Annotated in this window: 12 protein-coding genes; 1 reads left to right on the forward strand and 11 read right to left on the reverse strand. The window is 66.1% G+C overall.

Features of this window, described 5'->3' with window-relative positions; all coding sequences use genetic code 11:
- Positions 1–65: 65 nt before the first annotated feature.
- The 6 genes from GSQ79_RS30195 to GSQ79_RS24400 all read right to left on the reverse strand — a co-directional run bounded on the left by GSQ79_RS30195 (position 66) and on the right by GSQ79_RS24400 (position 4,844).
- Positions 66–737 (reverse strand): cold-shock protein, encoded by a 672-nt coding sequence (locus GSQ79_RS30195; protein WP_158811352.1) that lies wholly within the window; start codon positions 735–737, stop codon positions 66–68.
- Between the two features lie 390 nt (positions 738–1,127).
- The gene (locus GSQ79_RS24380) at positions 1,128–1,925 is read right to left on the reverse strand and encodes an MBL fold metallo-hydrolase (protein WP_158811353.1); all 798 of its coding nucleotides are present in this window, start codon (positions 1,923–1,925) and stop codon (positions 1,128–1,130) included.
- Complete coding sequence (locus GSQ79_RS24385) at positions 1,922–2,719, reverse strand: TatD family hydrolase (RefSeq protein ID WP_158811376.1); 798 nt, start codon at positions 2,717–2,719, stop codon at positions 1,922–1,924. The genes GSQ79_RS24380 and GSQ79_RS24385 overlap by 4 nt, the downstream gene beginning before the upstream one ends.
- Before the next feature lie 2 nt (positions 2,720–2,721).
- Positions 2,722–4,281 (reverse strand): methionine--tRNA ligase, encoded by a 1,560-nt coding sequence (gene metG / locus GSQ79_RS24390; RefSeq protein WP_158811354.1) that lies wholly within the window; start codon positions 4,279–4,281, stop codon positions 2,722–2,724.
- 60 nt (positions 4,282–4,341) lie between these two features.
- The gene (locus GSQ79_RS24395) at positions 4,342–4,617 is read right to left on the reverse strand and encodes a type II toxin-antitoxin system RelE/ParE family toxin (RefSeq protein WP_158811355.1); all 276 of its coding nucleotides are present in this window, start codon (positions 4,615–4,617) and stop codon (positions 4,342–4,344) included.
- On the reverse strand, positions 4,614–4,844 hold the full coding sequence (locus GSQ79_RS24400) for a hypothetical protein (protein ID WP_158811356.1): 231 nt from the start codon (positions 4,842–4,844) through the stop codon (positions 4,614–4,616). The genes GSQ79_RS24395 and GSQ79_RS24400 overlap by 4 nt, the downstream gene beginning before the upstream one ends.
- Before the next feature lie 192 nt (positions 4,845–5,036).
- Between GSQ79_RS24400 and bla the strand changes: the two genes are divergently transcribed.
- Complete coding sequence (gene bla, locus GSQ79_RS24405; protein ID WP_158811357.1) at positions 5,037–5,894, forward strand: class A beta-lactamase; 858 nt, start codon at positions 5,037–5,039, stop codon at positions 5,892–5,894.
- Positions 5,895–5,912: 18 nt separating this feature from the next.
- Here bla and GSQ79_RS24410 read toward each other — a convergent pair whose 3' ends face one another.
- From GSQ79_RS24410 to GSQ79_RS29160, 5 genes are all read right to left on the reverse strand, one after another.
- On the reverse strand, positions 5,913–6,986 hold the full coding sequence (locus GSQ79_RS24410; protein WP_158811358.1) for a DNA polymerase III subunit delta': 1,074 nt from the start codon (positions 6,984–6,986) through the stop codon (positions 5,913–5,915).
- A 57-nt stretch (positions 6,987–7,043) separates the two neighbouring features.
- A complete protein-coding gene (locus GSQ79_RS24415) occupies positions 7,044–7,883 on the reverse strand; it encodes an EamA family transporter (protein ID WP_158811359.1) in 840 nt (279 codons plus the stop codon).
- Positions 7,884–7,890: 7 nt separating this feature from the next.
- Positions 7,891–8,586, reverse strand: a complete 696-nt coding sequence (gene tmk / locus GSQ79_RS24420) for a dTMP kinase (protein ID WP_158811360.1) — start codon at positions 8,584–8,586, stop codon at positions 7,891–7,893.
- The gene (locus tag GSQ79_RS24425; RefSeq protein ID WP_368669972.1) at positions 8,583–9,755 is read right to left on the reverse strand and encodes a D-alanyl-D-alanine carboxypeptidase family protein; all 1,173 of its coding nucleotides are present in this window, start codon (positions 9,753–9,755) and stop codon (positions 8,583–8,585) included. Before GSQ79_RS24425 ends, tmk begins: the two co-directional genes overlap by 4 nt.
- Before the next feature lie 118 nt (positions 9,756–9,873).
- Positions 9,874–11,133, reverse strand: coding sequence for a septal ring lytic transglycosylase RlpA family protein (locus GSQ79_RS29160; RefSeq protein WP_246725561.1), 1,260 nt, complete (start codon positions 11,131–11,133; stop codon positions 9,874–9,876).
- Between the last annotated feature and the right edge of the window lie 493 nt (positions 11,134–11,626).

Consider the following 11,626-nt stretch of genomic DNA (forward strand, 5'->3'; position numbering starts at 1 on the left):
AATCGTCGGCACGGCGCCGCCGTCACGCGTCGGAAAGGCCGTCCGACCTTTCCGACACAAAAGTGCTAGCCGAGCGAGATCGACAGAGCCTCGCGGCCCTTCGGGGTATCGACGACGCGCATGTTCACGGCCTGGCCTTCCGGCAGGTGCTGAATGCCAGCCGGGCCGAGGATCGAGATGTGCACGAAGACATCCTTGCCGCCATCGTTCGCCTGAACGAAGCCGAAGCCCTTGTTGTCGTCGAACCATTTGACGCTGCCGGTCACCGGAATGGCCGAGGCCGGATCCGGGGCGCGGCGCGGCGCACGCGGCGCATCGCCGAACGAACGTTGCGGCGCGCGCTCGACGGCGCCAGCCGTATCGACTTCGAACACGCGCGTGACTTGCGCGCCCTTCATGCCGTTGCCGACACTGACCTTCAGCTTGGCGCCGGGCGGGACCGTCTCGTAGCCGGCCGACTGCAAGGCGCCGATATGGAGAAACGCGTCTCCCGCGCCATTGGCCAATTCGACAAAGCCGAAGCCCTTGTCGCCTTTGAACCATTTGACGACCGCGTCCACCGTTGCCGCCGATGCTGCGCCACCGCCCATATCAGGGGCAGCAGCAGGGCTGGCACCGAAGCCGCCCCCGAACGCCGGTCTCGGCGTGCGGTTCAGGCGCGGTGCGTCGTAAGGGGATGGAGCGTCGTCGTCGAAACCACGCTTCTTGGGACCCCGGAAATCTCTACCTTTGCTCATGTTGTGCCTGCTCGTCTCCGCCACTCACCGCCGACGCCTTCGCTCTCTCCAAAGCGAATCCAAAATCATTATCATGACCGCCCACGCATGATGGGCCGGCAGCGAACGCTACCAGCCTCTCCTGACCGTGGTGATACCCGATAGAAATGGAAGAAGCCCCGCGTTGCCCAATTGCTAGCAGCACAACCAAGAATTGGCTATCGAAATTACAGCCTAAAAAGGTTCCGGGCCGGTCGAATGTTAGGCATGACGCAGCGGCGACACGGATAATTCAGATTTCTACGTCTTTGGTTTAACGGTCGAACGACGGAAGAGGGCGTAGGCCACCTCATATATGATTCGCATAATCAATATTATGGAACCTAAACATATTGTATGGCGGATCGGGGCTCAGGCGCGGATGATCATGCCGTCGAAAGCCGGCTCGACGGTGTCCGGCAGCTGACCGCGCAGCGTCTCGAAATCCATGTCGGTATGAAGGTTGGTGAGGATGGCGCGCTTCGGCTTGAGCCGCTCGATCCAGCCAAGTGTTTCGGCGAGGGAAAAATGGCTTGGATGCCGCTTGTAGCGCAAGGCGTCGACGATCCAGATGTCGAGGTTCTCGAGCGCCGCGATGCTGACGTCGGGAATTGCGTTCAGGTCGGGCGTGTAGGCGATGGCGCCGAAGCGAAAGCCGAGTGCATCGATCTCGCCGTGGTTCAGACGGAACGGCAAGGCAGTCAGCGGACCGCCCGGCCCTTCCACGGTGACCGGCGTGCCGTCGGTCAGCCGGCATTGGTTGAGCAGCGGCGGATAGCCGCTGCCAGGCGGCGTCTCGAAGATGTAGCGGAACGTCGTGGTGACATGGGCGGCGGTCGGTTCATCCATGTGGATGTCGATGCGCTTGTCGCCGGCGATGACCAGCGGCCGGACGTCGTCGATCCCATGGATATGGTCGGCATGGGGATGGGTCAGAAGGATTGCGTCGAGACGCGCGACGCCTTGACCGAGGAGCTGATCGCGGAGATCGGGTCCGGTATCGACCAGGACTTGGGTCACGCCGCCGTCGCCGCCAGTCTGGCGCAGCAGGATCGAGCAGCGGCGGCGGCGGTTTTTCGGGTTGGCCGGATCTGCGGCGCCCCAGCCCTGGCCGACGCGGGGAACACCGCCCGACGAGCCGCAGCCGAGGATCGTGATCGCCAGGCTCACGCCGCCGCGGCCTGGACCGGCGCCGGCATCTTCGAAAAAAGACGAAGCACGTTGGCCGTGGTGACGGCGCCGAGCTCGGAAGGGCTGACGCCCTTGACCGCGGCGACGGCTGCCGCCGTGTGGGCGACGAAGGCCGGCTCGTTGCGTTTGCCACGGTGCGGGATCGGCGCGAGAAACGGCGCGTCGGTCTCGACCAGGATGCGGTCCAACGGCACGGTGGCGGCGATGGCGCGCAGCGCGTCGGAGTTCTTGAAGGTGACGACGCCGGAGAAGGAGATCGACAGGCCGAGGTTCAGCGCCGTCGCAGCCAGCGCCGGGCCGGCGGTGAAGCAATGGAGCAGGGCCGTGAAAGCCCCCTTCCCCATCTCGTCCTTGAGGATAGCCGCGACGTCGTCGTCGGCATCGCGGGCATGGATCACCAAGGGCAAGCCGCTGAGGCGCGCGGCGGCGATATGGGTGCGGAAGACGCGGGCCGCGACGTCGCGCGGCGCCTGATCATAGTGGTAGTCGAGCCCGGCCTCGCCGATCCCGACGCAGCGCGGATGCTGGGCAAGTTCGACGATGCGCGCGGCGCTGGTTTCGGGATCAAGATGAGCCTGATGCGGATGGGTGCCGACGGTGAAGAACACGTCGTCGTAAGCTTCCGCGATCGCTTTCACGTCGTCGTATTTGTCGATGCGCGTCGAGATGGTGATCATCCGCACCAGCCCGGCCGCGCGGGCGCGGGCCACGACGGCGTCACGTTCGGGGGCGAACTCGGGAAAGTCGAGATGGCAGTGGCTGTCGATCAGCATCATCAAACTTTTTCGGTTGCGTCTTTCTCTTCGACGTAACGGGGAAAGACGGGGGTCGGCGCCGGCAAGGCCGTGCCCGATATGAGGCCGGGTCCTGTGCCGATGGACGCGATGTGGCGGGCCTCGGGGGCGACGGCAAGGGCATCGAGCAGTTTCGCCATGGCGGCCGGCATGAACGGCTGCGCCAGGATGGCGACGACGCGCAACACCTCGGCGGTGACGAACAGCACGGTGGCCATGCGTGCCGGATCGGTCTTGCGCTTCAGCCACGGTTCTTCGCCGGCGAAATAACGGTTGGCGTCCGCCACCACGCGCCAGATGTGGCCGAGCGCGAGGTGCAGGGCGAAATCATCCATCGACGCGCGCACCAGCGGCGGCAACGCCCAGGCCGCTTGCAGGATGGCCTCGTCGGCCGCCGTCAAGGCGCCCTGCTCCGGCACCTGCGCGCCGCAGTTCTTGCCGATCATCGACAGCGAGCGCTGCGCCAGGTTGCCGAGATCGTTGGCGAGGTCGGCGTTGGTGCGGTTGACGATCGCCTCGTGCGAATAATTGCCATCCTGCCCGAACGGAATTTCGCGCAGGAAAAAATAGCGCATCGGATCAACGCCATAGGCGTCGACCAACGAGGCGGGACTGACGACGTTGCCGACCGACTTCGACATCTTCTCCCCGCGATTGAACAGGAAGCCGTGGACGACGATTTGCTTGGGCAGCGGCAGACTGGCGGACATCAGAAAGGCCGGCCAGAAGATGGCGTGAAAGCGGGTGATGTCTTTGCCGATGACATGGACGTCCATCGGCCAGAAGCGCGCCTTGTCTGCGCCCTCCTCCGGCCAGCCGGTGGCGGTGATGTAGTTGGTGAGCGCATCGACCCAGACGTACATGACGTGCTTGGCATCGCCGGGCACCGGAATGCCCCAGTTGAACGTCGAGCGGCTGATCGACAGGTCGTTTAGCCCGCGTTCAACGAAGGCGATGATTTCGTTGCGATATTTTTCCGGAACAATGAAGTCCGGATTGTCGCGGTAGAAGGCGAGCAGGCGGTCGCCATAGGCCGAGAGCTTGAAGTAGTAGCTCTCCTCCTCGACCCATTCGACAGAAGCACCGCCGGGCGCCAGCCTGGTGCCGTTGGGCCCCGGCGTCAGCTCGGCCTCGTCGAAAAACGCCTCGTCGCGGACCGAATACCAGCCGGGATACTTGGACAGGTAGATGTCGCCGTTGGCCTCCATCCGCTTCCAGATTTCCTGGGATGCGCGATGGTGGCGCGGCTGGGTGGTGCGGACGATCTCGGTGACCGGCGTGTCGAGCAGGTCGCCCAGCGCGCGGAACTGCTCCGCCGTGCGGTCGGCGAGCTGCTGCGGGGTCAGGCCGTTCGCCGCCGCCGCCTGCTGCATCTTCTGGCCATGCTCGTCCATGCTCGACACGGAGAACACGTCGAATCCGTCGATCGCCTTGAAGCGAACGATGGCGTCGGTCGCAATGCGCTCGTAGGCGTGGCCGATATGCGGCGCGCCGTTGGCGTAAGGCGCGGCGGTGGAGATGGAGAAGGTGGGCCTGGACATGCTTTGCTCGTAACGGCAGGGCGCGCGAGCCGCAACATCAAAGGCGCTTCCGCCCCATGGTTAGAGCGGTCGCCGCGCAGCGTGTCGGATGCGTTGAATGATGATTTCCGCCTTCCCGACACGATAGAAAACGACATACGGATAGGGCGTCGTGGCGATCCGTCGTTGACTTGAGCGGTCCGTGGCCTCTCCGGCTTCGGGATGGAGGCCCAGAAGCTCGATGATCGTCTGTACGCGACCGGCAACCCGACGGGCCGCGTCTGGATCGCGGTCAGCGATGTAGGCAAGCGCGCTTTGAAGCTGACGCAGGGCGGTCTTCGTGAAGCGGACGTTCACAGACCATGCTTTGCCCAGACCGCGCGGACTTCGTCGTTCGTCGCGAAGTCTCCGTCGGCGATTTCACGGTCTGCGGCATCCAGATCGGCGCGTTCTTCCTGCGTCAGCCGGTAGACTCGCTGGGCCTTGCCGGTCAGTTGCATCACCGCGCGCGCGATATCGTCCTGGTGTTCCGGCGGAACGTCCTCACGCAAGGAAGCAATCGCATCGTCCATCAGCTTGGTCATGGTGATCACCACAAAACGCGAACCGAAACCGGCGTTTGTCGCGGTACAGCTCTAAAACGAGACCCATTTTAGGCCTCCAAATAGGCTTGTCGAGGGTGGCGCATCGCTCTGTCCGACCCTTGCGCGATGTCATCACAATCTTGGCACGAACGACCGAAATACGGCGGGCATCTCGGCGGCATAGGAGTTCACGTGATTCTCGATCGACGGCGTCTTTTGGCGGCGGCCCCCGCCCTCTTCGCTTGGCCGGCGCAGGCGGCCGAGGCGCCGGTGCCGCTTGCGGCCTATGAGCTCGTGAGCGGCGGGCGCATCGGCCTCTACGCCGGGAATATCCGGACCGGCGCGAAAATTCTCTGGCGCGCCGACGAGCGCTTTGTGATGTGCAGCACCTTCAAAGCCTCGCTCGCGGCTTTCGTTCTGGCGCGCATCGACCAGGGCAAGGATCGGCTGTATGCGATGATCGCCTACGGGCCCGGCGACCTTATGGACTATGCGCCGGTCGCCAAGCGGAACCTCGCCGCCGGCGCGATGTCGGTCGTGGCGATGGCCGAGGCCGCAGTGACCCTCAGCGACAACACCTGCGCCAACCTGCTGCTGGCGCGGGTCGGCGGCCCGGCTGCTTTGACGCGGTTTTGGCGCGAGATCGGCGATGACACGAGCCGTCTCGACCACAACGAGCCGGCGCTGAACCGGTCGCCGCCGGGCGATCCGCACGATACGACCACGCCCGGCGCGATGGCCGGGACGCTCCGGCGTCTCGTCCTGGGTGACGCGCTGTCGGCGGAGTCCTGCGCGCGTCTGACCGGCTGGATGGTCGCCTGCACGACCGGCGCCAATCGCCTGCGCGGCGGCCTGCCGAAGGACTGGCGGATCGGCGACAAGACCGGCAACAACGGCAAGGATGCCTCGGGCGATATCGCCATCGTCTGGCCGAAGACCGACACGCCGATCGTGATTTGCGCCTATACCCAGGGCGGTGCGCCGACCGCGCCGGCGCTCGAGGCGGTGTTCGCCGATATCGGGCGGCTGGTGGCGCAGCGGTTGGCCTGAGGCGCAGTTTCAAAAGCGTCAGGCGGCGGCGCGGACTGCGGCGGCGAGATCGGAAAAGATTGTGAGGATCAAAGGCCGCTTGTCGAGGTTCAGAGCCTCCGTCTCTCGCGCATTAGCGGCGACCTTGTCCCAGGCCTCGGCGTAGGGCGCGAGGCGGCGCGGGCCCTGCCCCGCCGCGCCGTCATGCACGGCCTGATCGAGCCAATCGTAGATCGCGGTCATCGCGATGTCGAAGCCGGCCTCGCCGTCGCGGCCGGCGATCTGGTCGGCGAGGCGATGGACCTGGGTCCAATCGACATTGGGCAGATTTCGCAGCAGCCGTTGCACCAGCGCGTCGAGCTCGATGCCTTTGGAGCCGCCGAGCAGCCGCAATGCACCGTGGACCGAGCCATGGGCCTGCGCCGCCGCCTTGGCGCGGTCGTCGTGCGTCTGTTCCGACCACGGCGGCCCGAGGGATCCGACGACGGCATCGACTTCGCTCGGCGTCAAAGCTCCCAACCGAATGAAGCGCGAGCGCGAGCGGATCGTCGGCAGGATCAAGCCCGGCCGATGCGCCACCAGCAGAAACAGCGACTTCGGCGGCGGCTCCTCGATCAGTTTCAGCAGCGCGTTGGCGCTGGAGCGGTTGAGATCTTCGGCGCTGTCGACGATGCCGATGCGATAGCCGCCGGCGCTCGCCGCGCGCTGAAACAGCTGGATCGTCTTGCGTACGTCGTCGGCGCGGATCTCGGTGTAAAAACGCTTGGTCTTGTCGTTGACCTCGCGGCGCAGCAGGGAGACGTCCGGATGCGATAGCGATGCGATCTGCGACGCGACCTTGGAATCCGGGACCACGGCGAAGTCGCGCGCGTCGCGGACGGCTGGTGCATTCGGGTCGGGATTGGCGAGGATGAAGCGAGCAAGACGCCAAGCCAGCGTCGCCTTGCCGATGCCGGCCGGCCCACCGAAAATGATGGCGTGCGGTAGCTTGTTGGCGCGGTAGGCGTCGAGCAGGTCGCGCTCCACCGCCGCATGGCCGATCAACCGCCGCGCCTGCCGCGGATGCGGCGTGCCTTCGAGCCGGTCGGCCTCGTCTTCGGTGTCTGCGCTCATCCCCGCCTTATCGCGCAGCGAGCGCCCGAAGCGCCAGCCTCAAGTGCGCGCGCCGGCTCAATGATACCCCAGCAGAATAGCGCCGGCGCCGACCGTGGCGCAGGCAAGCAGCCGGCGCCAGGTCAGCACCTCGTCGAGAAACAGCTTTCCGATCAGGGCCGCGAAGACGACGGAGGTTTCCCGCAGCGCCGAGACGCCGCCCATCGGGGCGATCGAGGCGGCATAGATGACGATGGCGTAGGCGGCCAGGGACACAAGCCCACCCGCCGCCGCCCTGGTCGTCGCGGGGGAAAGGTCGAACAGCGCGGGACCGTCGCGACGCGTGGCCCAATAGATCAGCGGCATCGGGAGCGCATCGATGACGAATAGCCAGGCGGCGTAGGACACCGGCGCGCCCGAGAGCCGGCCGCCCAGGCCGTCGGTCACGGTATAACAGGCGATGAGCACACCCGTCGTCAGCGCGACGACCAGCCCCTTGCGCGGACCGCCGGCGTTCCAGCCGTGGGCGAGGCTGACGATGCCGAAGGAGACAAGCGCGATCCCGAGCAGCATTAGGGTGTCGGGGTGCTCGCCGGCGAGCAACAGCGCGCCGAGGGTCACCAACAGTGGCGACGCGCCGCGCGCGACGGGATAGACTTGGCCGAGGTCGCCGTATTGGTACGCCGCCACGAGAAACAGGTTGTAGGCGATATGCAGCGCCGCCGAAACGAGGATGGCCGGCCAGCTTGCCGCAGCCGGCATCGGCAGCAGGGCCAGCGCCGGCACGCACGCCGCACCCGATGCCGTGCTCATGATGACGATCGCGCGAAAACGGTCGCCGCCGCTTTTCAGAAGGCCATTCCAGCCGGCGTGGAGCAGCGCCGCCAGGAGCACCAAGGCGATCAGGGCAAAACTCATAAACGGATCAGGCTCCCGGCACCGGCAGCCGGTAGCTCACCGCATCCCAGATCGCCTGCTCGACGTCCTCCGGCGACTGCGTCGCGTCGACGACCACGCAACGTTCCGGCTCGCTCGCCGCGATCGCCAAGAAAGCCTGCCGAAGGGTCTGATGGAAGTCGAGAGACTCAGCCTCGAAACGGTCCGGTGCGGCGCCGGCCGTCCGCCGCATCGCGGCCCGCGTCAGCCCGAGTTTGGCCGGCAGGTCGAGGATCAGCGTGAGGTCGGGCTTCGCGCCGGCCAATGTCACGCGCTCGAGCGTCTGGAGAAAGCCGGGATCGAGCGATCCCAACGCGCCCTGATAGGCGCGTGTGGAGTCGTGAAACCGGTCGCAGACCACCCAGGTCCCAGCGGCCAGGGCGGGTTTGATCCGCAGGTCCAGGTGGTCGATGCGCGCCGCGGCAAAAAGCAGAGCCTCCGCCTTGGTCCCAAGCGTCTGGAACGTGCCGGCGAGCAGCACCTCGCGGATTTTTTCGGCCGATGGTGACCCGCCCGGTTCCCGCGTCGCGATCGCCTGAAGGCCGGCGGCGCGAAGCCGCGCCACCAGCGCCTTGCTTTGGGTGGACTTGCCACCCCCCTCCCCACCCTCGACCGTGATGAAGCATCCACGGGTACTATTACCGGGGTCCGAGGCGGCGCTGCCGGTATCGCTACCTGATATCATGTGGTCTTCAGAATATATTTGCGGAACAGACCCGTCACGTATTCCAGGCCGGCATCGAGGGCGCGCCGCGGCAGCGAGCCGACTTCCACCGCCTTGCCCGTCCGCAGCGGCACATTGAGCACCTCGGCGCTGCCGCGCATCAGCTTCAGCGTGGCGACGGGTTGGTCCAGCCCGACGGGCGCCGCAATCGGCCCGATATAGACCACTTTGGCACTCAGCCGGTCGGCGGGCTCGCGCGGCATCAGAACGCGAATGTCCTTGGGCGCGACCAGCGGCACGTCCCGGCTCTCCCCGCCAAAAACCTGGGCGGAACCGACGGTGTCGCCGGAGGAAAACAGCAGCTTGGATTCAAACGAGCGAAACCCCCATTGCAGCAGCTTGCGCGCTTCGTCGGCGCGCTCCGACGCGGTCCGGGCCCCGTAGATCGCCACGATGAGCCTCTGCCCGTTCTGCACCGCCGACCCGACGAGGGCAAAACCGCTGGTGTCGATATTGCCGGTCTTCAGCCCATCGGCACCGAGATCCATCAGTAGCAACGGATTGCGGTTGGGCTGCTTGATCTTGTTCCAGAAGAAGTCGCGCTCGCCAAAAATCTTGTAGAGCGTCGGATAGGTCTCGATGATGTGGTCGGCGAGCAGCGCCATTTCCCGCGCCGTGACCTTCTGGTCGCCGTCCGGTCGGCCCCAGGCGTTGGTGAAGGTGAGATGCGTAAGCCCGAGTTCGCGGGCGCGGGTCGTCATCAGCGTGGCGAAGCCGCCCTCTGAGCCCGAGATGCCTTCGGCCAGCGCAATCGCCGCGTCGTTGCCGGAATCGATGATCAGCCCGTGCAGCAGGTTGTCGACGGAGATCTCGCTGTGCAGCGCCGCGAACATGGTCGAGCCGCGCGACGGCGCCCCGCCCTGCCGCCACGCCGTCTCGCTGATCGGAAACATCTGGTCCGGCTTGAGCTTACCGGTGGTGAGCATGTCGAACACGATCGTCGCCGTCATCATCTTGGCGGTCGAAGCCGGAGTCACCAGATCGTCGGCACCGTGCTCGTAGAGCACGGTCCGCGTCGCGGCATCGATGAGAATAACGTGGGGGATCGACGTCTGGATGGGTTCGGCGCGCGCCGGCGCAGCCATCGCGAGGCTCAGTGCCGAAGCGGTGACAATCCGAAGGCGTCTCACGCTGCGTCTCCGCGTTGAACTCGAACCCGAGAGGCCCGACCGTAACAGTGGCGTGACCCATAGCGCATAAGGTAGGGACGCGGCCACAACGACGCGAGCGCCGCCTGCAGAAACAGGATCAGTCGTTGCGCGACAGGCGAAGACTTGGCTTGGCCTGAAGACTTGGCTTGCCCTGATGCCAGCCGTGGATCGGGACGCCCGCCCCGGGGATGGTGCCGAGATCCATATGGCGCGAAGGCGGCAGCGGGGTCTGCGCCACGCGCGTGGTCTGCGGCGCGAGCCGGCCGAGGGGCCGGGCTGGCGGGGCCGGTTCGGCGACAGCATGGTAGGCATGGGCCGGAATGGCTTCGCGCTGCACCAGGGATCGGATGGCCGCCTCGTCGAACGTCGGTCCGCGCTGCCAATGCGGCGGCTGGCGTTCCGGCTCGCGCATCGCGGTGCGGACCGGACGTTCGATCGGGCGCGGCTCGGCGCGGAATTTGGGTTCGGCCCGCAACTCGGGCTCGGGGCGGACGATCGGCCGCTCGATGGGGCGCTCGCGCAGCGGCTCCAGCGCCGCCGGAGCGATATCCTGGTGGCGGGCGATGGCGACTTCTTCACGCGCCGGCTCGACGAGGACCGGGGCCGGGGCGTAGGGCGCGATCGAGGCGACACGGGCCGGCGGCTGTGCCTCGGCGACCATGTTGGGCTCGCCCTCGTGCCACTGCGCGGGCCCGTTGGTGCGCAGCGTGGCATAGAGCTTTGCGTCGTCGGAGCCGGCGAGGCTCGCGCGGCCGACGTATTCGACCTTCACCTTGGCGGTGCCGGTGCGCTTGATATCGAGCGCGTCAGCAACCTTGCTCGACACGTCCATGATCCGGTTCGAGGCGTAAGGGCCGCGATCGTTGACGCGGACGATCATCGAGGCGTTGGTGCGCAGGTTGGTGACGCGGGCGTAGCTCGGCAGCGGCATCGTCGGATGCGCGGCGGTGAAGGATTCGCGGTCGTAGATCTCGCCATTGGCGGTCAGACGGCCATGGAAGGCCTCGCCGTACCAGGAGGCGGTACCGACCTGCACGACCTTGCGCTCGCTGGGATAATAGGAGTGCCCGGCGATCGTATAAGGCTTGCCGACGAGGTACTGGCCGCCGCCGTGGGGCACCACACCGCCGTTCGCGACGATGCGCTGGCTCGCCTTGCCGTACACCGAAGACGGAAAATATTCCTTGGAATGGCCGCTGGCGGCGGCGAGTTGCTGCGGCTGCTGGGCGCAGCCGCCGAAGCCGAGAGCGCCGAGAATGACGAGGGCGCCTGCGGCGCGACCCCGGGACACAAGGGTTTTGGGAAGAGTGGGATTTTGGGCGATGGCGCCGTGGATCCAAGCTCTGGCTTTACGCAAAACACACCTCGAAACGGGCCGGCGGCTGCTGCCATGGAGCGAACTCCAGAGCATGCCGAAGCTCGAACGCTCGCATGGGGCGCTTGCCAAAGTGCTAACGGCTTTGTCACACGATCCGGAAAACAGTGGATTGTCAGAGGCATGCTGGCGGTGATTACAATTTGACTTAACAGGTCGCTAAATTTGCCGCGGGTCTCCCCGTCCCCTTTCGGGGAGGGGCTGGGGGTGGGGCCCAAGCCGTGCTTCGCTTGATGCCGACCAAGTTCCGAGCCAAAGCAGTCCGACCTCGAAAGCGCAGAACACCGCGACCCCCACCCCTACCCCTCCCCGCAAGGGGGAGGGGAAGCAGATTGCCACACCGTTGCCCTTCCCTGCTGGGCGCATCCCGCCGCTTCATGCTAGGCAACCGGCGAACGCCCTCTTCTGTCGCACCCTCGCGACCCCAAGGATCCCTCCGCCCGTGCAGATCGCGACATGGAACGTCAATTCGGTG

This window comes from Beijerinckia sp. L45 (genome assembly GCF_009765775.1).
Lineage (GTDB): Bacteria > Pseudomonadota > Alphaproteobacteria > Rhizobiales > Beijerinckiaceae > RH-AL1.